19 protein-coding genes are annotated in these 21767 nt (G+C 72.2%); 5 read left to right on the forward strand and 14 right to left on the reverse strand.

Going from position 1 to position 21767, the window contains the following annotated elements; all coding sequences use genetic code 11:
- Positions 1 to 41 precede the first annotated feature (41 nt).
- Genes BFL37_RS07035 through thyX form a run of 3 tightly spaced genes read right to left on the reverse strand, consistent with a single transcriptional unit; the run spans position 42 to position 3586 of the window.
- The gene (locus BFL37_RS07035; protein ID WP_086514429.1) at positions 42 to 1718 is read right to left on the reverse strand and encodes a ribonuclease J; all 1677 of its coding nucleotides are present in this window, start codon (positions 1716 to 1718) and stop codon (positions 42 to 44) included.
- Between the two features lie 58 nt (positions 1719 to 1776).
- Positions 1777 to 2760, reverse strand: a complete 984-nt coding sequence (dapA, locus tag BFL37_RS07040; RefSeq protein ID WP_086514430.1) for a 4-hydroxy-tetrahydrodipicolinate synthase — start codon at positions 2758 to 2760, stop codon at positions 1777 to 1779.
- Between the two features lie 34 nt (positions 2761 to 2794).
- Complete coding sequence (gene thyX, locus BFL37_RS07045) at positions 2795 to 3586, reverse strand: FAD-dependent thymidylate synthase (RefSeq protein WP_086514431.1); 792 nt, start codon at positions 3584 to 3586, stop codon at positions 2795 to 2797.
- A gap of 97 nt (positions 3587 to 3683) precedes the next feature.
- On the opposite strand from thyX, the gene BFL37_RS07050 reads away from it, so the two are divergent.
- The gene (locus tag BFL37_RS07050; protein WP_086514432.1) at positions 3684 to 4604 is read left to right on the forward strand and encodes a TIGR01777 family oxidoreductase; all 921 of its coding nucleotides are present in this window, start codon (positions 3684 to 3686) and stop codon (positions 4602 to 4604) included.
- A 39-nt stretch (positions 4605 to 4643) separates the two neighbouring features.
- Here BFL37_RS07050 and BFL37_RS07055 read toward each other — a convergent pair whose 3' ends face one another.
- The 7 genes from BFL37_RS07055 to BFL37_RS07085 all read right to left on the reverse strand — a co-directional run bounded on the left by BFL37_RS07055 (position 4644) and on the right by BFL37_RS07085 (position 10756).
- On the reverse strand, positions 4644 to 5093 hold the full coding sequence (locus tag BFL37_RS07055) for a hypothetical protein (RefSeq protein ID WP_086514433.1): 450 nt from the start codon (positions 5091 to 5093) through the stop codon (positions 4644 to 4646).
- Positions 5093 to 5920, reverse strand: a complete 828-nt coding sequence (dapB, locus tag BFL37_RS07060) for a 4-hydroxy-tetrahydrodipicolinate reductase (RefSeq protein WP_086514434.1) — start codon at positions 5918 to 5920, stop codon at positions 5093 to 5095. Before dapB ends, BFL37_RS07055 begins: the two co-directional genes overlap by 1 nt.
- 57 nt (positions 5921 to 5977) lie before the next feature.
- Positions 5978 to 6580 carry a histidine phosphatase family protein gene (locus tag BFL37_RS07065; RefSeq protein ID WP_086514435.1) on the reverse strand — a complete coding sequence of 201 codons (603 nt, stop codon included), beginning with the start codon at positions 6578 to 6580 and terminating at the stop codon, positions 5978 to 5980.
- A gap of 8 nt (positions 6581 to 6588) precedes the next feature.
- Complete coding sequence (locus BFL37_RS07070; RefSeq protein WP_086514436.1) at positions 6589 to 7944, reverse strand: M16 family metallopeptidase; 1356 nt, start codon at positions 7942 to 7944, stop codon at positions 6589 to 6591.
- 63 nt (positions 7945 to 8007) lie between these two features.
- The gene (locus BFL37_RS14720; RefSeq protein ID WP_241533902.1) at positions 8008 to 8511 is read right to left on the reverse strand and encodes a hypothetical protein; all 504 of its coding nucleotides are present in this window, start codon (positions 8509 to 8511) and stop codon (positions 8008 to 8010) included.
- 377 nt (positions 8512 to 8888) lie between these two features.
- On the reverse strand, positions 8889 to 9263 hold the full coding sequence (locus BFL37_RS14725) for a hypothetical protein (RefSeq protein WP_241533903.1): 375 nt from the start codon (positions 9261 to 9263) through the stop codon (positions 8889 to 8891).
- A 359-nt stretch (positions 9264 to 9622) separates the two neighbouring features.
- Complete coding sequence (locus BFL37_RS07085) at positions 9623 to 10756, reverse strand: aldo/keto reductase (RefSeq protein ID WP_086514438.1); 1134 nt, start codon at positions 10754 to 10756, stop codon at positions 9623 to 9625.
- A 433-nt stretch (positions 10757 to 11189) separates the two neighbouring features.
- Between BFL37_RS07085 and BFL37_RS07090 the strand changes: the two genes are divergently transcribed.
- Both BFL37_RS07090 and BFL37_RS07095 read left to right on the forward strand, forming a co-directional pair.
- Positions 11190 to 11720, forward strand: coding sequence for a YbhB/YbcL family Raf kinase inhibitor-like protein (locus BFL37_RS07090; protein ID WP_086514439.1), 531 nt, complete (start codon positions 11190 to 11192; stop codon positions 11718 to 11720).
- 22 nt (positions 11721 to 11742) lie between these two features.
- On the forward strand, positions 11743 to 12102 hold the full coding sequence (locus BFL37_RS07095) for a hypothetical protein (RefSeq protein WP_086514440.1): 360 nt from the start codon (positions 11743 to 11745) through the stop codon (positions 12100 to 12102).
- Positions 12103 to 12171: 69 nt separating this feature from the next.
- Here BFL37_RS07095 and BFL37_RS07100 read toward each other — a convergent pair whose 3' ends face one another.
- Complete coding sequence (locus BFL37_RS07100) at positions 12172 to 14445, reverse strand: polyribonucleotide nucleotidyltransferase (RefSeq protein ID WP_086514441.1); 2274 nt, start codon at positions 14443 to 14445, stop codon at positions 12172 to 12174.
- Between the two features lie 476 nt (positions 14446 to 14921).
- Complete coding sequence (gene rpsO / locus BFL37_RS07105) at positions 14922 to 15191, reverse strand: 30S ribosomal protein S15 (protein ID WP_086514442.1); 270 nt, start codon at positions 15189 to 15191, stop codon at positions 14922 to 14924.
- 203 nt (positions 15192 to 15394) lie between these two features.
- Here rpsO and BFL37_RS07110 point away from each other — a divergent pair, with 203 nt between their 5' ends.
- Positions 15395 to 16747, forward strand: a complete 1353-nt coding sequence (locus tag BFL37_RS07110; protein WP_241533904.1) for an MFS transporter — start codon at positions 15395 to 15397, stop codon at positions 16745 to 16747.
- On the forward strand, positions 16744 to 17502 hold the full coding sequence (locus BFL37_RS07115) for an HNH endonuclease family protein (protein WP_086514443.1): 759 nt from the start codon (positions 16744 to 16746) through the stop codon (positions 17500 to 17502). The genes BFL37_RS07110 and BFL37_RS07115 overlap by 4 nt, the downstream gene beginning before the upstream one ends.
- Positions 17503 to 17732: 230 nt before the next feature.
- On the opposite strand, the gene BFL37_RS07120 is transcribed toward BFL37_RS07115, so the two are convergent.
- Together BFL37_RS07120 and BFL37_RS07125 are read right to left on the reverse strand one after the other, a co-directional pair.
- Positions 17733 to 19325, reverse strand: a complete 1593-nt coding sequence (locus tag BFL37_RS07120; RefSeq protein ID WP_086514444.1) for a DASS family sodium-coupled anion symporter — start codon at positions 19323 to 19325, stop codon at positions 17733 to 17735.
- 93 nt (positions 19326 to 19418) lie between these two features.
- Complete coding sequence (locus tag BFL37_RS07125) at positions 19419 to 21713, reverse strand: HelD family protein (RefSeq protein WP_172403761.1); 2295 nt, start codon at positions 21711 to 21713, stop codon at positions 19419 to 19421.
- Positions 21714 to 21767 lie beyond the last annotated feature (54 nt).

The raw sequence follows: 21767 nt of genomic DNA on the forward strand, positions 1-21767 counted from the left end.
AGGGGGCCGCGCGGAGGACCGGCCTCGTACGTCGGGCGGGGCTACGCCTCGATGACCACCGGGATGATCATCGGACGCCGGCGGTGCGAGGAGTTGACCCAGCGCCCGACCGTGCGGCGCACGACCTGCGAGTACGCGTGGGTGTCGCGCGTGCCGTTGGCCGCGGCCTCCGCGAGCGCCCGGACGACGAGCGGCTTGACGCTGTCGAAGACCTTCGGGTCCTCGGCGAAGCCCCGCGCCTCGATCTCGGGGCCCACGATGACCTTGCCGGTCTGCGGCTCGATGACCGCGAAGATCGTGACGAAGCCCTCCTCGGACAGGATGCGGCGGTCCTTGAGGTCGGCGTCGGTGATCGCGCCCACGGTGGAACCGTCCACGTAGACGTAGCCGATGTCGAGCTGGCCGGTGACGCGCACGTGCCCGTCCTTCATGTCGAGCACGGTGCCGTCCTCCGCGAGGAAGGTGTTGCGCTCGGGCACGCCGGTCTGGATCGCCAGCTGCTGGTTCGCGACCAGGTGGCGGTACTCGCCGTGCACCGGCAGCACGTTCCGCGGCTTGAGGATGTTGTAGCAGTACAGCAGCTCGCCCGCGGCCGCGTGGCCCGAGACGTGGACCTTCGCGTTGGCCTTGTGCACCACGTTCGCGCCGAGCTTCGTGAGCCCGTTGATGATCCGGTACACGGCGTTCTCGTTGCCGGGGATGAGGCTCGACGCGAGGATGACGGTGTCGTCCTGGCCGATCTCGATCTGGTGCTCCTGGTTGACCATGCGGCTGAGCACGGCCATCGGCTCGCCCTGCGACCCCGTGCTCATGTAGACGATCCGGTCGTCGGGCAGGTCGACGGCCCTCTTGGAGTCGATGAGGACGCCCTCCGGCACGCGGAGGTAGCCGAGATCGGCCGCGATGGTCATGTTGCGGATCATCGACCGGCCGATGAACGCGACGCGGCGGCCGTTCGCGTGCGCGGCGTCGAGCACCTGCTGCACGCGGTGCACGTGGCTCGAGAAGCTCGCCACGATGACGCGGCGGGGCGCCTTCGAGATGACGGCCTCGAGCACCGGGCCGATGGAGCGCTCGGTGGGCGTGAAGCCCGGGACGTCGGCGTTCGTGCTGTCGGACATGAAGAGGTCGATGCCGGCCTCGCCGAGGCGGGCGAACGCGCGGAGGTCGGTGATCCGGTCGTCGAGCGGCAGCTGGTCCATCTTGAAGTCGCCGGTGTGCAGCACGCGGCCCGCCTCGGTCGTGATGGCGACGGCCAGCGCGTCCGGGATGGAGTGGTTGACCGCCACGAACTCGAGCTCGAACGGCCCGAGGCGCTCGCGGTCGCCCTCCTTCACCTGGAACGTGTACGGCGTGATCCGGTGCTCCTTGAGCTTCGCCTCGATGAGGGCGAGCGTGAGGCCGGAGCCGATCAGCGGGATGTCCTGCTTGAGCTTGAGGAGGTACGGGACCGCGCCGATGTGGTCCTCGTGGCCGTGCGTGAGGACGATGCCGACGACGTCGTCGAGCCGGTCCGCGATGGAGGAGAAGTCGGGGAGGATCAGGTCGACGCCCGGCTGGTGCTCCTCGGGGAAGAGCACGCCGCAGTCGACGACGAGGATCCTGCCGTCGATCTCGAACGTGGTCATGTTCCGGCCGATCTCGCCGAGGCCGCCGATGGGCGTGATGCGCAGGGTGCCGGGCTTGAGCTCCGGCGGATCGTAGACGCCCTGGGGCATGGGACTCCTCTGGTGACGGTGCGGCCCGCGGGCCGACGGTGGGTGCTCGGGGCGCGCGTCAGCGCGTGGTGCCGGCGACCTGCGGCAGGGCTCCGCCCGCGGCGGCGTTGCGGTCGGGGCGGAAGTTGCGGAAGTCGACGCCGGGCACGTCGCGGACGAGGTCGATCTCGTCCTCGATCTGCGCGGCCTCCCACTCCTCCGGGCCCACGAGGGGCAGGCGGACGCGGGGGCTGCCGATGCGGCCGAGGCCGTGGAGGATGTACTTCGCCGCGACCGTGCCGGGCACGTGGGTCATCACGGCGCGGACGAGCGGCTCGAGCTGCTGGTGCGCGTGCGTCGCGGCGGCGAGGTCGCCCGCGTTCACGGCGTCGACCATGGTGCGGTACGGCGTCGCGGTGATGTTCGCGGTGACGCCGATGAGGCCCGTGCCGCCGATGGCGAGAGTGGGGAGCGCGTTGGCGTCGTCGCCCGCGAAGTACATGAGGCCGGTCTGGTTCAGCACGCGGCTGGCCTGCGCGAGGTCGCCCTTGGCGTCCTTCACCGCGAGGATGTTCGGGTGCTTCGCGGCGCGCAGGATCGTCTCGTACTGGATCGGGATGCCCGTGCGGCCGGGGATGTCGTAGAGGATGACCGGCAGGTCGGTCGCGTCCGCGATCATCCGGAAGTGCGTGAGGACGCCGGCCTGCGTGGGCTTGTTGTAGTACGGCGTGACGATCATGTTGCCGTCGGCGCCGGCCTTCTCGCTCTGGCGGGCGAGCTGCATGGCGTGGGCGGTCTCGTTGGATCCGCCGCCCGTGATGATCTTCGCCCGACCGGCGCTCACGGACCGGCCGACCTCGACGAGCCGGATCTTCTCCGGGTCGGTCAGCGTGCTGGTCTCGCCCGTGGTGCCCGTGACGACGATGCCATCGGCACCCGCGACGATGACGTCGTCCATGTGCTTCTCGACGCCCGCCCAGTCGACCTCGCCGTCGGCGGTGAACGGGGTGACGAGCGCCACCAGGACCTGGCCGAACGGGTTCTCTGTGGACACGCGCTCCATCGTATCGGGCGACGGACGCCCGAGCCCGGTGCCGTTACGGCGCGACGCGGCCGTTCTTCTGGAAGGCCGCGTGCGTCAGGGGCATGAGCCGCTCGAACTCGGCCTCCATCTTCTCGGCGCACATCTCGATCTCGCGCTGCGGGAAGCTCGGGAAGGTCGAGTCCTCGTGCTTGGTGCGCAGCGACAGGAAGTTCATGAGCGCGCGCGCGTTGAGCGTGACGTACATGGACGAGTAGATGTTGAGCGGGAGGACGATGCGGGCGACCTCGCGCGCCACGCCCTGCTCGAGCATCCGCTGGTAGGAGGCGTACGCCTCGGCGGAGGTGCGACGGGTCTCCTCCTGCACGAGGGCGGTCTGCTCGGGGGTGCCCGCGTGGAACTCGTAGGCGCCGGGCTTGCCGACCTGGACCAGGTTGCGCTCGGGGCCGGGCACGTAGAAGACCGCGTCGAGCTCCTTGTAGCGGCCCGACTCCTCGTTGTAGGAGGCCATGCGATGGCGCATGAACTCGCGGAAGACGAAGATCGGCGCCTGCACGTAGAACGTCATCGAGTTGTGCTCGAAGGGCGAGCCGTGGCGGTCGCGCATGAGGTAGTTGATGAGGCCGCGGTCGCGCTTGACCCGCTTCTCCTCCGCCTCCGTGTCGACGTCGCCCTCGAGGGCGCGGTCCTGGCCGTCGGGCTCGTCGAGCGCGCGCTCGAGGGTCTTCTCGCCGGCGGTGGAGACGCGCGCGGCGAAGATCACGTCGGAGTCGTGGGCGCTCGAGCGGACGAGCTCCACGGTCATGTCGGAGCGGAAGGCGATGTCGTCGTGGGGCACGACCGTCACTGTACGCGACCGCTCGCGACCGACCGGCGTGCGCCTCCTCCCGGTCGACGTGCGGGACCGCGTCCTAGGGTGAGGGGCACCGACGAAGGGCTCGACCATGTCCGACAGCACCGCATCCGCCACCCCGCTCACCGTCCTCGTCTCGGGGGCAGGGGGCACGATCGGCACCGAGCTGCAGGCGCAGCTGCACGCCGCCGGGCACCGCGTGCAGACGCTCGTGCGGCGCGCGCCGTCGTCGCCCGACGAGCACGAGTGGCAGCCCGCCCAGGGCCGGCTGGATCCCGCGGTGCTCGACGGCGTCGACGCCGTGGTCAACCTGTCGGGCGCCTCGATCAGCCGGCTGCCGTGGACGAAGCCGTACCAGGAGGAGATCCGCTCCTCGCGTGTGCAGGCCACGCGCACCATCGTCGGCGCGATCGCGTCCGCGTCGAATCCGCCGCGGGTGCTGCTGAACGGATCCGCCGTGGGCTTCTACGGAGACCGCCCCGCCGAGCGCCTCACCGAGGACTCGCCGCGCGGGAAGGGCTTCCTCGCCGAGGTCGTGGAGGCGTGGGAAGCCGAGGCGTTCCAGGCGTCCGCCGACGTGCGCGTCGCGACCCTGCGCACCGGGCTGGTGCTCGCGCAGGCCGGCGCCCTCGCGCCGCTGCGCCTCCTCACCAACCTCGGGCTCGCCGGGAAGCTGGGCACCGGCGGCCAGGTGTGGCCGTGGATCTCGCTCCGCGACGAGGCCGCCGCGATCGTGCACCTGCTGACGTCGTCGATCTCCGGCCCCGTGAACCTCACCGGCCCCGAGCCCGTGATGGCCGACCGGCTGATGCGGCACCTGGCCGAGCGCATGCACCGGCCCTACCTGGTGCCCGCGCCCGAGTTCCTCATCCGTCTCGCGCTGCAGGAGGCCGGGCAGGAGCTGCTGCTCTCCAGCCAGCCCGCGCGCCCCGACAAGCTGCTCGCCGACGGGTTCGCCTTCCGTGACCCCACGGTCGAGCTCGCCATCGACCGTCTGCTCGCGAAGGGCTGAGCCCAGCTGCCGGGCGGCGCGCACCGCGTCGCAGGTCGCTCAGGCGGAGGGCTCGGCGCCCTGCAGCGCGATCGCGCGGCGGATGGCCCCGCGTGCCCGGCGCCGGTCGCCGCTCGCGTCGTACGCGAGGCCGAGCCGGAACCACGCGCGCCAGCTGGCGGGATCCTGCTCCACCTCGGCCTGGTACGCGGGGAAGGCCTCGTCGGCTGCATCCCGGATGGGGCGGCCGCTCGCACGTGTCGGCAGGTCGGCGACGGGGAGTCCGCCCTCCCCGTCGAGGATCCGCACCAGGCGCGCGCTGCGGATGCCGAAGGACAGCTCGCGCACGAGCGCCCACACGCCGAGCAGTGGGAGGACCAGGAGCGCGAGCCCGAACACGACGCCGACGGGCTCGCCCGAGATCAGGAGCAGGACGGCGATCTGGCCGGCCAGCGCCAGGTAGAGCACCATGAGCACCGCCATGACGGCGACGCCGATGCGCGTCCCCATCAGGCGCTCGTGACGGTGGCGGCCTGGCCGCTCGGCCCGCCGTCGTCCACGGGACCCGACGCCGCACCGGTCGCCTGCGCGGCTCGCTCGCGCGAGCCGTCGAGGTCGATGAGGCGGTCGAGCCCGACGACGACGCCGCGCGCGGTACGGGCGGCGCGGAGGGCGAGCAGGATCCCGGCCTCGTAGGCGCTCGGCGCCAGCGTGTCGTGGCTGATGGTGAGCACCTCGCCGTTGCCGCCGAAGACGACGTCCTGCTTGGCCACGACGCCCTGCATCCGGAGGCTGTGCACGGGGATGCTCGCCACCTGCTGGCCGCGCGCCCGCTGGTCCGTGTGCGGCGCCTGCACCGGACCCCGGCTGCCGCGCGCCTGCGACATGAGCTCCGCCGTGCGGACGGCCGTGCCCGAGGGCGAGTCGATCTTCGACGCCCCGTGCGCCTCGACGATCTCGATGGAGTCGTAGAAGCGCGCCGCCATCTGCGCGAACGAGGTGGCGAGGACGCTGCCGACGGAGAAGTTCGGGATGATGACGACGCCCACGGCGAGGTTGCCGGTGATCCGCCGCTCGAGCTCCGTGATCCGCTCGCCCGTCCAGCCGCTCGTGCCCACGAGCACGTTCATGCCGTGCGCCACCGCGTACTCGACGACACCCTGGCTGACCGCCGGGAGCGTCACGTCGACCGCGATGTCGGCGCCCAGCATGTCCGACAGCTCGTCCTTGGAGTCGAGGCTGGCGACGAGCTCGAACTCGCTGCTCGACTCGACGATCTGCGTGATCAGCTGGCCCATGCGTCCCGTTGCGCCGACGACGGCGACCGTGGTTGTCATCCGCCCAGCGTACCGGCGCGCTCCACGGCGACGCTGGCCGGCCGCGCGGACGGGCGGCTAGTAGGGCTGCTGCTCCGGCAGGCCGGTGCGCAGCTCGACCGGGAGGTGCCCGAGGTCGTTGTGCACCACGAGGACCGGCGGCTTGGCGGAGCGCACGCGGATGATGGTGAGGCCGCAGTTGGCCTGGTTGATGCCCATCCACCGCCACTCCGGCGCATCGAACACGTGCCGCACGAACCACGCGATGACGAAGTTGTGGGTGATGAGCAGGTCGTGCCGGTCGCCGCGCGCGGGAGCGAGGAACTCGCTGACCGCGTCGGCCATCTGGGCCCGGCCGGCGTCGATCTCCTCCTCGGTGATCCCGCCGAAGAACGACTCGAACGCATGCGGCATGTCCGGCACGGGCCCCGACGGGATGCAGTCGAACAGGAGCGACGACGGCTCCGGCTCCATCGCGGGCATGCGCTCCGCCATGATCGCCGCCGTCTCCTCCGCGCGGGCCAGCGGCGAGTGGCGCACGGAGGTGAACGGCACGCCGCTCAGCCGGTCGGCGATGCAGTGGGCCTGGCGCTTGCCGCGGCCGGACAGCGGTCCGTCCGGCAGGCCGTGCTCGGCATCCTGCTGCTCGCCGTGACGCACGAGGTAGATGTAGTGGGACACGGTTCCTCCTAGAGGAGCGAGCGGGTCTCGAGCAGCGGGGCGAACGCGTCGGCGCCGACGGTGCCGACTGCGGCGATCGAGAGCGGACGGGAGACCAGGTCGGCCGCGAGGGCGCGGACGTCCTCGGCGGTGACGCGGGACAGGCGGGAGAGCGTCTCGTCGAGGTCGACGTACTCGCCGGTCGTGATCTCCGACCGGCCGAGCCGCGACATGCGCGTGTCCGAGTCCTCGAGCGCGAGCGCGGACTGACCGGAGAGCTGGCCGAAGGCGCGGGTCAGCTCCTCGTCGGTCACGTGCTCGTCGGCGAGCTTCTGGAACTCGTCGACCATGAGACGCGAGACCTGCTCGGTCTTGGCGGCCGTGCATCCGGCGTAGAGGCCGAAGACGCCCGCGTCCGAGTAGGAGGCGCCGAACGAGTAGACGGAGTACGCCAGGCCGCGCTTCTCGCGCACCTCCTGGAACAGACGCGACGACATGCCGCCGCCGAGCACCGAGTTGAGCATGGCGAGGGCGGGCCGACGGTCGTCGGACGCCGCGAGGCCGGGGACGCCGAGCAGGATGTTGGTCTGCTCGATGGGACGGTCGACGACGACGAGGTCGCTGCCGCGCGTGATGACCGGGGTGGCGCCCGTGCGGCGTGCGACAGGCGCCGCCGGGACGGAGAGGTCCCAGCCCGCGCGCTCGAGGCCGGCGGTGACCCGGGCGACGAGCTCGTCGTGGTCCACGGAGCCCGCCGCCGTGATGACCAGGTCCTGCGGGCGGTAGTTGCGGCGGTAGTGCGCGACGACGGCGTCGCGCTCGGCGGCCTCGATGTCCTCCGGGCTGCCGCCGATGGGGCGGCCGAGCGGGTGATCCCCGAGTACGGCCTCGAAGAAGCGCTCGCTCACGACGTCCCCCGGGTCGTCGTCCGCCATGGCGAGCTCCTCGAGGATGACCCCGCGCTCGGTCTCGAACTCGTCCGCGTCGATGAGGCTCGAGGTGACCATGTCGGCCAGCACGTCGACCGCCATGCCGAGGTCGCGATCCTGCACCTTGGCGTAGTAGCAGGTGTACTCCTTGGCCGTGACGGCGTTGTGCTCGCCGCCGACCGCGTCGAAGGACACGGCGATGTCGAGGGCCGTGCGCGACGGGGTGCCCTTGAAGAGCAGGTGCTCGAGGAAGTGGGTGGACCCGAGGTCGCCCGGCTGCTCGTCGCGGGATCCGACGGCGACCCACATTCCGATCGTGGCGCTGCGGCTGCCGGGCACGTCCTCGCTGAGGATGCGCACGCCGGACGGCAGGACCGAGCGCCGCACGCGGGCGCCGCCCGACGACTGCACGGTGAGCTCGGGGAGGTCGAGGGGGAGTTCTACGGCGCGGGACATCAGCGTCACCCTACGCCACGGGCTCTGCGCGAGCCCGGGGAGCGAGGGCGGGCGACGGGTGGGTCACGGGCATCCAGGTCCGGCGGTCCGCGTCCCGCACGCCCCGCCGACCAGGACCGTGGAGCCCTGCAGGACGTGGATAGTCACCGGCCCGACCTGGACCGGGAGCGTGCCCGGGATCTGCTGCCACGCACCCCCGTCGAACCGGTAGCTGGGCGAGTAGCCGATTGTCAGCGATACCTGCCGGTCACCGATGCTCGGATAGACGTGGCTCGTGTCCGTGGGAGTGAAGGCCTGCTGACCCAGCTGCCGCCACGACGCACCCGGACCCACCACCGTCGTCGACGTGCCGTCTCCGTGATCCCACGTGAACGACACCGGCACGAACCGCACCTGCGCCGGACGACCGAGCAGCGTCCCGCCGCCCACCTGCGGCGTCGCGTCGGTGAACAGGTTGACCGGCGCCCCCACGATCGCCCACCCATTCGGCTGCGACCGGATCGACGCATCCCGTGGAACGAACTGCGCCACATCCTCCAAGGTGACCCCCGGCACCACGGTCGCCACGGGAACCGGATCCGCGGGCTTCGTCGGCGCCTTGGCCGGCGGCAGGAACGCGTGCTGCCCGTCCGCGCACAGACCCACGCCCGGCCGGCACGGCGAATCCGCATCCGCCGCCAGACGATCCCGCCGCACGGGCGGCGGCCCGGACGGCCTCTCCGCGTCACTGGACCCTTCTGATCTCTCAGGGCGCGTTGAAGGCTGATCGGCAGACGCGGACTTGTCCTCCCGGGCGCGGATCGACACGCCATCGCCGCGGATAACGCCACCCGTGCACGGTCCGAAAAGTCCGTGCACAGCGGAGCAGTCCTCAGTCGAGGCTCGAGCCGCGGAGACGGGAACACCGACCATGACGACGATCAATGAGAGGCAGACGAGTCCTGTCAACCGCATGCGCGCACGTCCTCATTGCGCACGATGTCGCTGATGCGCCAATGCGCATCTTCGGATCTCACCGCCTTTAGCTGAAGCGAGAGACGCGTGTCTCGCTGAGGCGTGATGTCCTTGCCGTCTCGGTCCAGAAGACGGGCACCGCTTGAGTCCAAACAGGCCTGCGCTGTCATGTACTGGAGTCCCGCGGGGTCCGTACCACGGTCGGTCACTTCGAAGCCCGACGTCGTCGCATTGCCTACCTGGCGCTCCCCAGACTGCCGTTCGTCCGCCAACCCCGACTTCTCGCGGTCCAAGACGTTCCCCGTGAGCAGGTCGGCTAGATCTTGTTCAGTATCAGTATTCGCGTCGAGTTCGACGTACCGCATGAAGACATCGCGGAACGCCGCGTCGTCCTGCTGCTCTTGCGTCAGCGACGGGGCCGGAGCCGGCGGGGGCGCCGGGGCTGATGCTGCGGTGCACCCGGCGAGGAGCAGGCTCGCGGCGAGGACGGCTAGCGACGCCGCCGCCGCTCCCCCGGGTGGTCGCAGCCTGTTGCGTGGTCGCAGCGGAATGCGCGGTCGCTCGTGCAAGGTCGTCTCCCCCGGGCGCTACGGATCCCGCGTGGACAGGCGGGCGCAGGAGCGCCGGGCATCGCGGGTCCCCGCAAGGTAGCCGCACGAACGCGACCGCTATCGCGCCCCTCCACATCTCGGGAGCGATCACGGGCGCGACGCCGTGGGGACGACTACTCCGACGCGCGGTCGAGGCGGGCGACGTCGTGCCGCGAGAGCTGGACGTGGGCCGCCTGCACGAGGTCGTGGACCTGCTCCGGCCGGCTCGCGCTCGCGACCGGCGCGACGACACCCGGCTTCGCGAGGAGCCACGCCAGCGCGATCGTCGCGACGCTCGTCGAGTGGTGCTCGGCGATCTCGTCGAGCGCGGTCAGCACCCGGAGGCCGCGGCGGTTGAGGTACTTCGCCGCCCGAGCACCGCGTGCGCCCTCGCGGACGGAGTCCCGCGTGCGGTACTTGCCCGCGAGGAAGCCGTTCGCCAACGCGAAGTACGGCATCACCGCGAGCTGCTGCCCGCGCACGACGTCGAGGTACTCCGACTCGTAGGGCGCGCGGTTGACGAGGTTGTAGTGCGTCTGCAGGGCGACGAAGCGGGGCGCGTCGTACAGCCCGCCCATGATCCGCGCATGCAGCAGCCGCTCGGCCGCGTAGTTGGATGCCGCGAGATGCCGCACCTTGCCGGACGCGATGAGACGGCCGGCAGCGGCGAGGCTCTCCTCGAGCGGCACGTCGAGGTCGTCCCAGTGGAAGTAGAGGAGGTCGATGAAGTCGGTGCCGAGCCGCGACAGGCTGGCGTCGACGGCGCGCTCGATGCCGGATCCGCCGAGACCCGGGAAGTCCTCGCTCTTGCCGATCTTGGTGGCGACGACCATGGAGTCCCGATTGCGGCGGTGGCGCATCCACGAGCCGATCATGTGCTCGCTGCGGCCGCTCGCGTAGGAGTCGGCGGTGTCGATGAAGTTGCCGCCCGCCTCCTGGTAGCGGTCGAGGATCGCGGAGGTGTCCTCGGATCCGGCCGTCCACCCGAAGACGTTGCCGCCGAGCGCCAGCGGGAAGACCCGGAGGTCGGTGTCGCCGATGACGCGACGGAGGGCCGGCTGCGGGATGCTCCCGCCGCGGCGCAGGCCGGTCTCGACGGCCTCGAGGACCAGGGCGCCTGCCGCCTCCACGGTCGCGTCCACGACCGTGGCGGGCTCCGACACGACCCCGGCCGCACGCGGACGGCGGGTGGCGGGTGATGCGGCGCGACGCCGGCGGGGCTGCGCGCCGGGAGCGACGTCCGAGGCGGTGGGAGGAGAGGACGTCACACAGGCGAGCGTACCGCCCAGCGCGCTAAACGTTTGCGTACCAACGGTCCAGACCCGCGAAGGTTCGTCCGCGGGACATCGACCGCGAGACGGCCCGACGGGCCGATGGGCCGATGGGCCGACGGGCCGTTCTGCCTCGACGCTGCCTCGACGGCGGCGACGCCGGAAGGGGTGCCGTGGATCCCCCGACCCCGGCACCCCTCGGCGGTCTGCATCCCCCGATGCGTCCCCCGGAGGCGGGCGATCACGTGGACCGGCCCGCATCGACCACGCTAACGAGGCATCCGCGTCGGGACCCAGCCCCTCTTCGGGGGCCCCGCGACCGTGACGTGCGCCGGGCGCGGGGGACCGACGTCGCCGGTGAGCAGGGACCCGGACGCTTCCCCGCCCGCCGTGCGAGGCTGAGGAGTCAGCACGACCGAGAGGAAACCCCGTGACCAACGACCCGCTGCACCGCCTGCCGGATGCCGCCCCCTTCCACCTCACCAGCCCCGACTTCGCCGACGGCGCACCGCTGCCCCTGTCCGCGCGCGGCGCCGCACAGGGCGGCGAGGACCGCTCCCCCGCGCTCACCTGGACGGGCGCGCCCGCCGCCACGCGCAGCTACGTCCTCACCGCGTACGACCCCGACGCCCCGACGGGGAGCGGCTACTGGCACTGGGCGGTCCGCGGGATCCCCGCATCCACGACCGCGCTGCCCGCCGGCGCCGGCGACCCGGACGCGGGCCTGCTCCCCGAGGGCGCCGTGACCATGCACAACGAGTCGCGCGAGACGCGGTTCGCCGGGGCGACGCCGCCCGCGGGCCACGGCACGCACCGCTACTTCTTCACCGTCACGGCGCTCGACGTCGAGTCGCTGGACGTCCCGGAGGGCGCGACCCCGGCCGTCCTCGGCTTCCTGATGCTGCCCCACGTGATCGGGCGCGCCCAGCTCATGGGCACGGCGATCACCGTCGAGGACTAGGCGCGAGGACGAGGGGGACGCCATGGCCGAGGACGGCGTCGACCGACCGACGGATGGGGCGGGCGAGGATGCCCGTCTCCGCCGCTCCCGGCTCGCGCTGATCCTCGCCCTGGCGGTCGTGGCCGTCGTCGTGGCCGTCGTGATCGCCGTGGTCGCGCTGTCACCGGGGGGCTCCGCGCCCCCCGCTCCCGTGCCGGCCAGCAGCGCGCCGGCCACGACGCCCGAGGTCACGACCGGTCCCGAGCCGACGCCGACGACGACGGACGAGCCGGCGCCGACGCCCGCGCCGAGCCCGTCGGCCGATCCGACCCCGGAGCCGTCGCTCTCGGCACCGCCGGCGGAGGACGTCCCGTACCCGACGGATCCGAACGACGGCAAGTAGGCCGCACACGACGGATGCCCGCCCCACCGAGGTGGGACGGGCATCCGCTTCGTGCGACTGCGAGAGGGCCTAGCCCTCCGCGGGGAGGTCCGTGCCGTGGCTCGCGGCGTCGCGGCCCTCCTGATCGGCGGCCTCCTCCATCACGGGAGCGAGCGAGAGCTTGCCGCGGTCGTCGATCTTGGTGATCTCCACCAGGATCTTCTGGCCGACGCCGAGGACGTCCTCGACGTTCTCGACGCGCTTGCCGCCGGCGAGCTTGCGGACCTCGCTGATGTGCAGCAGTCCGTCCTTGCCGGGGAGCAGCGAGACGAACGCGCCGAACGTCGCGATCTTGACGACGGTGCCGAGGAAGGACTCGCCGACCTCCGGGTTCGTCGGGTTCGCGATGGCGTTGACCTGCGCACGCGCGGCCTCCGCCGACGGGCCGTCGACGGCGCCGATGTAGACGGTGCCGTCCTCCTCGATGGAGATGTCGGCGCCGGTCTCGTCCTGGATGGCGTTGATCGTCTTGCCCTTCGGGCCGATCAGCTCGCCGATCTTGTCGACGGGGATGTTGACCGAGATCACGCGGGGCGCGGTCGGGGCCATCTCGTCGGGGCCGTCGATGGCCTGGTTCAGCACGCCGAGGATGGCCGTGCGGGCCTCCTTCGCCTGCTTGAGCGCACCGTCGAGGACCGACGTGGGGATGCCGTCGAGCTTCGTGTCCAGCTGGATGGCCGTGACGAACTCCGCCGTGCCGGCGACCTTGAAGTCCATGTCGCCGAGCGCGTCCTCCGCACCGAGGATGTCGGTGAGGGCCGCGTAGCGGACCTGGCCGTCGACGGTGTCGGAGACGAGGCCCATGGCGATGCCGGCGACCGGCGCGCGCAGCGGCACGCCCGCGTTGAGCAGGGACAGGGTCGAGGCGCAGACGGAGCCCATCGACGTGGAGCCGTTGGACCCGAGGGCCTCCGACACCTGGCGGATCGCGTAGGGGAACTCCTCGCGGCTGGGCAGCACGGGCACGATGGCGCGCTCGGCGAGGAAGCCGTGCCCGATCTCGCGGCGCTTCGGCGACCCGACGCGACCGGTCTCGCCGGTGGAGTAGGGCGGGAAGTTGTAGTGGTGCAGGTACTTCTTCTTCTTGATGGGGCTCAGCGAGTCGATCTGCTGCTCCATCTTGAGCATGTTCAGCGTGGTGACGCCCAGGATCTGGGTCTCGCCGCGCTGGAAGATGGCCGACCCGTGGACGCGCGGGATGACCTGCACCTCGGCGTCGAGCGGGCGGATGTCGGCGAGGCCGCGGCCGTCCATGCGGATGCCGTCGCGGAGGATCCGGCCTCGGACGACCGTCTTCGTGACCGACTTGTACGCCGCCGAGAACTCGGTGAGCGCCGACTGCGGCAGCTCGCCGGCCTCGACCTTGGCGGCCACGGCCTCCTTGGTGCGGGTCTTGAGCGCGTCGTCGGCGTCCTGGCGCTCGATCTTGTCCGCGATCTTGTAGACGTCGCCGAGGTCGGAGAGCGCGAGCTCGCTGACCGCGTCGTAGGTCTCCTGCGCGTACGGCAGGAAGACGGGGTAGTCGACCGTGGGCTTCGCGGCCTGCTGCGCGAGCGAGGCCTGCGCGGCGACCAGCTGGTGGATGAACGGCTTCGCGGCCTCGAGGCCCTGCGCGACGACGGCCTCGTCGGGCTTCGTGGCGCCGCCCTGGATGAGGTCCCAGGCACCCTCGGTGGCCTCGGCCTCGACCATCATGATCGCGACGTCCTCGTTGCCCTCGGAGTCGGTGACGACACGGCCGGCGACGGTGATGTCGAAGACGGCCTCCTGGAGCTGCGAGTGCTTCGGGAAGGCGACCCACTGGTCGCCGATGAGCGCGAGGCGCACACCCGCGATGGGGCCGGAGAAGGGGATGCCCGAGAGCATGCTCGAGGCGCTCGCCGCGTTGATGGCGAGGCTGTCGTAGAACTCGTCCGGCGCGATGCTGAGGACGGTGATGACGACCTGGACCTCGTTGCGGAGGCCCGTGATGAACGACGGGCGCAGCGGCCGGTCGATGAGGCGGCAGACGAGGATCGCCTCGGTGGAGGGGCGGCCCTCGCGGCGGAAGAACGAGCCGGGGATCTTGCCCGCGGCGTAGCTGCGCTCCTCGACGTCGATGGTCAGGGGGAAGAAGTCGAAGTTGTCCTTCGGGTGCTTGCCCACCGAGGTGGCGGACAGCAGCATCGTGTCCTCGTCGAGGTACGCGGCGACCGCGCCCTGCGCCTGCTGCGCGAGGCGGCCGGCCTCGAATCGGACCGTGCGGGTCCCGTACTTGCCGTTGTCGAGGACTGCCTCGGCGAACTTGATCTCTGGACCTTCCATTGAGGTCTCTCTCCTTCGTGTTGCGCCTCTCGGCGACGCCCGTCGGGCGCTCGTCCTGCATCCCGTGTGGATGCGGACCTCCTGCGACAGAGGAGGAGCGGGCGAGGCGACACGTCGGAATCCGCCTGATGCGGGATCCGGGTGCACGTGCGCGGCTGGTTCCGCTCACCGGCCGGTGGCCGACGGCGGCGGGCGCATGTCTGGCCATCAGTGGGAATGCTCCGAGCGACTCGGAATACCACCACCAACGACCAGCTCCTGCCGGCCAGCTCCATCTGTCGTGATCGCATCGTGACGCTGGGCGTCCGCTGGATCACTCCCACCATGGTAGCACCCGGCCCCTCGCCGGCCCCGGAGGACGGGCGTCGCCGGGTGTCGGTCGGTCGACGGTGCGCTTAACGCGAGACGAGCCGCCACCCCGGAGGGTGACGGCTCGTCCGGCTCGTCGTGATGCGATCAGCGACGCGCGGTGCGTGTCAGCGGCGGATGCCCAGGCGCACGATCAGGGCGCGGTAGCGCTCGATGTCGACGTTGGACAGGTAGCCGAGGAGACGACGACGCTGGCCGACCAGGAGGAGCAGGCCACGACGCGTGTGGTGGTCGTGCTTGTGCTCCTTGAGGTGCTCGGTGAGGCCCGTGATCCGCTTGGTGAGGAGCGCGATCTGCACCTCGGGGGATCCGGTGTCACCGGGGTGGGTCGCGTACTCGTCGATGATCGCCTTCTTGACGTCTGCTTCCAGAGCCATGTGATGATCCCCTCTCGTGTTCGTTGCGCGGCGCCCGTCACAGGATGTGCGAGCTCTCTTGATCCGCGGCCGTTCAGACGGCAACCGCACGAGCATAGCAGGAGGGGCGGGGCGCTCCCGCGGGCGGACGGCCGCGCGACGGGGCGGGGTCGGTGGACTCGGCTAGCGTGGAGAACCACTCTAGAGAGACGACGCAGCGACACGTGAGCACCCCGCCCGACACCTCCCCCATCCCGATCCCCGACGAGCGGCAGGTGCGCGGCAGCCACTTCGTCGACCTGTCGCCGCTGAAGGAGAGCCCGGCGTTCGCGCGGCTCTGGGCGGGCAACGCGATCGCGGGCATCGGCAGCCAGATGACCGTCGTGGCGATCGGGCTGCACGTGTACGAGCTGACGGGATCCACCGGCTCGGTCGCGCTCGTGGGCGTGCTGTCGCTCCTGCCGATGATCATCGCGGGCCTCTACGGCGGCATGCTCGCCGACGCGTTCGACCGGCGGAAGGTCGCGCTCGTCGCCTCGTGCGTGGCGTGGGGCTCGACCATCGTCCTGGCCGCCCTCGCGTGGACGCACGCGGAGACGGTGGGGTCGCTCTACGCGCTGAGCATCGTCAACGCGGTCGCGGCGACCGTGATCGGCACCAGCAGGCAGGCGATCCTCCCCCGCATCCTCCCGCCCCACCTGCTGCCCGCGGCCAGCGCGCTCGGCGGCATCAGCCTGGGCGTCATGGTCACGGTGGGGCCGGCGCTCGCGGGCGTGCTCGTGGCGTCGGTCGGGTTCCAGTGGACCTACACGGTCGACGCGGTGCTGTTCCTCGCGGCGTTCACGGGGGTGCTCGCGCTGCCGCGGATCGCGCCCGAGGGCGAGGTGCAGCGGCCGGGGCTGGCGTCGATCAGGTACGGGATCGGGTTCCTCCGGACCGCGCCGAACATCCGCATGTCGTTCATCGTCGACATCATCGCCATGACCCTCGGGCAGCCGCGCGTGCTGTTCCCGGCCGTGGGCGCGGTGGTGCTCGGCGGCGGGCCGGTCACCGTCGGGATCCTGACGGCCGCCGGCGCGGTCGGCAGCCTGGTGAGCAGCGTGCTGAGCGGATCCGTCGGGCGGGTCACGCGCCACGGCCGGGCGATCCGGTGGGCGATCGTCGCGTACGGCCTCTCCACCGCGGGCTTCGGCGTGGTGCTGCTCCTCGCGTCGAAGCCGGGCGTGCTGCACGGCATCGGCTCGCGCATCGAGGACGCGAGCATCCCCGGCATCGTCGCGGCGTCCGTGCTGCTGGCGCTCACGGGCGCGGCCGACAACATCTCCTCGATCTTCCGCAACACCATGCTGCAGACCGCGGTGCCCGACAACATGCGCGGGCGGCTGCAGGGCATCTTCATCGTCGTCGTGACGGGCGGGCCGCGGCTCGGCGACGCCTACATCGGCATCGTGACGCTGTTCGCGGCGCTGTGGGTGCCGTCGCTCGTGGGCGGGCTGCTGATCGCGGTGGTCGTGTGGATCCTGATCCGCTCGCTGCCATCGTTCGAGCACTACGACGCCCGGAACCCGACGCCGTGACCCGGCGGAGGCGGCGGCGGACGCCCGCGCTCGTGACGCTGGCGGCGCTCGTGCTCGTGATCGTCGCCGCGGTCGTGCAGTGGCGGGGGGATCCCGGCGCCGGATCGGGCCAGGTCGGCGGCACGTCGGGGCTCGGCGCGGAGCCGGGGTCGTCCGGATCCGCGCGCCTCGCCCTCGACTCCCTCGAGGTGCGCGCCGAGGAGCGCGTGCCCGGCTACGACCGCGAGTCCTTCGCCTGGCGCACGGACGTGGACCGCAACGGCTGCGACACCCGCAACGACGTGCTCCGGCGCGACCTCGCCGACGTGGGGATCCGCGGCGGCACGGACGGCTGCGTCGTGGAGTCCGGCGTGCTGGAGGATCCGTACTCCGGCGCGCGCGTGTCCTTCGACAGGTCCAGGGACCCGGAGGCCGTGCAGATCGACCACGTGGTGTCGCTGTCCGACGCGTGGTCGTCCGGCGCGTGGCGCTGGGACGCCGACTACCGCGCGACGTTCGCGAACGACCCGCTGGAGCTGGTGGCCGCGTCCGCCGCCGAGAACTCGGCGAAGTCGGACGCGACGGCAGACGAGTGGCTGCCCGAGGATCAGACCGACGCGTGCGCGCTCGTGGCCCGGCAGGTCGCGATCAAGGTGCGCACGGAGCTCAGCGTGACCCGCGCGGAGCATGACGCCATGGCGCGCGTGCTCGACGGGTGCGCGGACGCGCCGCTCCTCACCTCCGACGACGTGCGCTGGCCCGCGCCCGCGCGCTGACCCCGGTACAGGGATCCGTCACCTCGTGTCCCCAACCGATCGCGCGCCCGGTCCGAACACACTGCAGTGCGCCGGACCATCAGAGACGCGATGCACCACTGGTCCGGATGTCATGGGGAGAGCGGTCGCACGGACGGCGCATGCAGAGGGGTCTCGGCGCCGGGACCACGATCGCAGGGCCGGCCCGTCATCGGGTCGGCCCATCTCCGCGCCGTCGCGCGGTCGGCGGATCAGCCGAGGAGGCCCAGCACGCCCATCCACGCGGTGCCCACGACGCCCCAGATGACGATGAGCACCACGGCCATGGCGAAGCCGACGCGGAACCACTCCTTCGTCGTCACGTAGCCGGATCCGAAGACCACGCCCGACGGCCCGGACGCGTAGTGCGAGATGCCGCCGAAGAGGTTGCCGATGAAGCCGAGCACGAGCGCGGCGAACAGCGGCGGCGTCCCGGTCGCGACGGCCGCGCCCAGGAACACCGCGTACATCGCGACGATGTGCGCCGTGTTCGACGCGAACAGGTAGTGCGAGAAGAAGTAGACGAGCGCGAGCACCGCGAACGCCCACGGCCAGGGCAGGCCGCCGACGGATCCGGAGACGGCGCCGCCCACGAGGTCGATGACGCCGAGCGCGTCGAGCTGGTCGGCCATGCCGACGAGCACCGCGAAGAAGATGAGGGTCGACCAGGCCGACGCGTTCGCGGCGAGGTGCGACCACTTGAGGACGCCCGTGACGAGCAGGACGGCGATGCCGCCGAAGGCCGCGGCCGTCGCCGGGATGCCGAGCAGGGATCCGCCGCACCAGAGCACGAGCAGCAGGACGAACGTCGCCGCCATGATCCGCTCGTGGCCCGACAGCGGGCCGAGGCCGTGCAGCTCCTCGCGCGCGTGGGCCGGCGCCTCGGGCGTGCGCGTGAGCGTCGGCGGGTACACGCGCGACATCGCCCACGGCACGACCACCAGGCTGAGGAGCCCGGGCACGAGGGCCGCGAGCGCCCAGCCGCCCCAGGTGATCTCGATGCCGAGGTCGGCCGCCGCCTTCTGCGCCACGGGGTTGCCGGCCATGGCCGTGACGAACATGGCGGAGGTGACGGTGTTGACCTGCACGCTCGTGAGAGCGAGGTACGAGCCGAGACGGCGGCGCGACGCATCCGACCCGGGCGTGGATCCCTGCACCCGGCTGAGCGACGCGACGATCGGGTAGACGACGCCGCCCGCCCGTGCCGTGTTGGACGGCGTCGCGGGTGCGAGCACGAGGTCGGTGAGCGCCATGCCGTAGGCGAGGCCGAGGCTCGATCCGCCGAGCCGCGCCACGAACGCGAGCGCGATGCGGCGGCCGAGACCCGTGACGAGGAAGCCGTCGGCGATGAAGAACGACGCCACGATGAGCCAGATGGTGGGGTTCGCGAAGCCCTCGAGCGCCTCGCCGTCCGTGGTCATGGTGCCCGTGAGCATGGCGACCGCGAGGCCCACGAGCGCGACGGGCGCCGTCGGCAGCGGCTGCAGGATGAGGGCGAGGACCGTGCCGACGAAGATCCCCGCCATGTGCATGCCGCGCGGGTCGACGCCCTCGGGCGGCGGCACGAGCGCGATGGCGACCGCGACGGCAACGATGACGACGACCTGGATCAGGCGCGCGCGGCGGGCACGGCGGGCGGAGGACGAGGCCTCGTCGGCTCCGCCTCCGGGAGCAGGCGCCTCCGCGACCGACGCGACGCCGTCAGGCGCCGGATCCGCCTCGTCCCGCGGCGCTCCGCCCGGGGCCGGATCCGTCCCGGTTCCGGGGGCGGACGAGGGACCGGAGGATGCGGGAGGAGGGGTCATGACCGGCCCATCCTCCGCGCGCGCGGCGCCCGATGCCACTTGTCTTCATAGTGTTCACGCGCGCCGTGCGGCGGGTGCCGCGGGGCGCGCGGATCAGGCGGCGAAGCCCGTCGACGTGACGATGTGCAGGCGCTGGGTGGGACGGGTCATGGCGACGTAGAGGCCGGCGGCGCCGCGCGAGGTGTGCGCGAGGATCTCGTCGGGCTCGGCGATGACGACGACGTCGAACTCGAGGCCCTTCGCCTCCTGCGAGCCGAGCACCGCGATGGGCCGGCCGAGGCCGCCCACTCCGATGCCGACGGCGGATCCGAACCGCTCGGCGAGCGCGCGGTGCAGCTCCTCCACGCGGTCGTCGCGGGCGATGACCGCGAGCGTGCCCGTGTCGCCGCCCTCGCGCTCCTCGTCGACCACGTCGACGACGGCGGACACGACCTCGTCGGCGTCCACCTCGACCGTGTCGATCGGATGCTCGCCCTCGCGCACGGCGCGCGAGCGGGTGACCGGGAGGCCGTGCGCGATGGCCATGCGCTCGGCGGCCTCGGCGATCCGGGCGGGCGTGCGGTAGTTGACGGTGAGCTCCTCGAGGCGCCACTCGCGCCCGAGCACCGGGCCGAGCGCGTCCTGCCAGCTCGTGACGCCGACCGCGGAGCTCGCCTGCGCCACGTCGCCCACGATCGTGAACGAGCGCAGCGGGCAGCGGCGGAGGAGCACGCGCCACTGCATGGGGCTGAGCTCCTGCGCCTCGTCGACCACGATGTGGCCGTAGGTCCAGGTGCGGTCGGATGCGGCGCGCTCCGCCGTGGTGCGTCGCGCGGCCTGCTCGGCGAAGCCCTCGGCGAGCCGCTCGGCCGTGACCATGCCGCCGACGCCCATGTTCTCGATGGCCTGCTCGGCGTTCTCGATGTCGCGCAGGCGCTGCTGCTCGCGCTCGCGGGCGCTCGCGTCGGCCTGCGCGCTGAACTCGCCGAGGAGCTCGGCGGCCTCGTCGAGGAGCGGCACGTCGGCGATCGTGAACGGCGCGTCGCGGTCGCGGCGGAGGAGCGCGCGCTTCTCGGGGCTCCAGCGCGGGGTGAGCGACGCGAGCCAGTTCGGCCGCGCGTAGAGGTCCTGGATCAGCTTCTCGGGGGTGAGCGGCATCCACGCGGTGTTGAGCGCGACCTTCACGTCGTAGGAGGTGCGGAGGTCCTCGCGCAGCATGGCGAGGTCGCTGTCGTCGAGGGCGCTGCCGTTGCGGCGCATCTGCGACGCGAGGACCTGCGCGAGGGATCCGAGCGCGGCCTTGTTGAAGACCACCCGGGCCTCGTTGTGCGGCTTCCGGCTGTCCTGGGCGCGGCGGAGCGCGCCGGCGACGAGCGACGGCTCGAGCACGATGCGCTCGCCGTTCACGTCGAGCGTGACGGCCTCGGTGGGCACGATCTGCCGGGAACGCACGGCGCGCTGCAGGAGGCCGGCCATCTCGGCGGATCCCTTCACGGCCGCGACCTCGGGCGCGTCCTCGCCGGCCGCGTCGATGCCCGGGTAGAGCTGGCCGACGCTCGCGAGCACCACGCCCGTCTCGCCGAGGGACGGCAGCACGGCCTCGATGTACTGCAGGAAGGAGCGGCTGGGGCCGACCACGAGCACGCCCGAGGACGCGAGCCGGTCGCGGTGCGAGTAGAGGAGGTACGCCGCGCGGTGCAGGGCGACCGCGGTCTTGCCCGTGCCCGGCCCGCCCTGCACGACGAGCACGCCGCGGAGGTCGGAGCGGATGATGCGGTCCTGCTCGGCCTGGATGGTGGCGACGATGTCGTTCATGCGGCCGGTGCGGCCCGCGGCGAGCGCGGCGAGCAGCGCGCCCTCGCCCTGGAGGCTGGTGCGGCCCTCGTCCAGCAGGGTCGGGTCGAACACCTCGTCCTCCACGTGCACGACCTCGCGGCCGCGCGTGGTGAGGTGGCGGCGGGCGCGCGCGCCGAGCGGAGTGGCGGCGGTGGCCTGGTAGAAGGCGCTCGCCTGCGGCACGCGCCAGTCGAGGAGCAGCGGCTGGAGGTCGTCGTCGCGGAGGCCGATGCGGCCGATGTACCTGTACACGGGCGCTGCGCGGTCGACGGGATCCCCGTCGGCGCCGGCCCGCGCGGGCGCGCCGTCGCGCGCCTCGTCCTCCGGCAGGTGGCCGTCCTCGAACTCGAGGCGACCGAACACGAGGCGCTCGTCGACCTCGCGGAGCGCCTGGAGACGGTCCTCGTAGATGCGCGCGAACGCGTCCCGCTCGGAGCGGTTCTGGTGCGTGCCGCCGGTGGGGCTGTCGCGGACCGCCGTCAGCTGCTCCCGGGTCTCCGCGCGCACCGCGTCGAGTCGTCCGTAGAGGCGCGACACGTACTCCCGCTCGCGTTCCAGCTCCGTACCGGTCACCTGCACACCCCTTGGAATTCCGGCGTCAATCCTATCGAGCCGAGGGGGCTCCCC

The sequence above is a fragment of the Clavibacter michiganensis genome, assembly GCF_002151125.1.
GTDB lineage: Bacteria > Actinomycetota > Actinomycetes > Actinomycetales > Microbacteriaceae > Clavibacter > Clavibacter michiganensis_C.

Coding starts and splice junctions, on each gene's coding strand:
- BFL37_RS07035 (WP_086514429.1), bottom strand. CDS start 1,718: ATGCCCCAGGGCGTCTACGATCCGCCGGAGCTCAAGCCCGGCACCCTG.
- dapA (WP_086514430.1), bottom strand. CDS start 2,760: ATGGAGCGCGTGTCCACAGAGAACCCGTTCGGCCAGGTCCTGGTGGCG.
- BFL37_RS07050 (WP_086514432.1), top strand. CDS start 3,684: ATGTCCGACAGCACCGCATCCGCCACCCCGCTCACCGTCCTCGTCTCG.
- BFL37_RS07055 (WP_086514433.1), bottom strand. CDS start 5,093: ATGGGGACGCGCATCGGCGTCGCCGTCATGGCGGTGCTCATGGTGCTC.
- dapB (WP_086514434.1), bottom strand. CDS start 5,920: ATGACAACCACGGTCGCCGTCGTCGGCGCAACGGGACGCATGGGCCAG.
- BFL37_RS07070 (WP_086514436.1), bottom strand. CDS start 7,944: ATGTCCCGCGCCGTAGAACTCCCCCTCGACCTCCCCGAGCTCACCGTG.
- BFL37_RS14725 (WP_241533903.1), bottom strand. CDS start 9,263: ATGCGGTACGTCGAACTCGACGCGAATACTGATACTGAACAAGATCTA.
- BFL37_RS07095 (WP_086514440.1), top strand. CDS start 11,743: ATGGCCGAGGACGGCGTCGACCGACCGACGGATGGGGCGGGCGAGGAT.
- BFL37_RS07100 (WP_086514441.1), bottom strand. CDS start 14,445: ATGGAAGGTCCAGAGATCAAGTTCGCCGAGGCAGTCCTCGACAACGGC.
- rpsO (WP_086514442.1), bottom strand. CDS start 15,191: ATGGCTCTGGAAGCAGACGTCAAGAAGGCGATCATCGACGAGTACGCG.
- BFL37_RS07120 (WP_086514444.1), bottom strand. CDS start 19,325: ATGACCCCTCCTCCCGCATCCTCCGGTCCCTCGTCCGCCCCCGGAACC.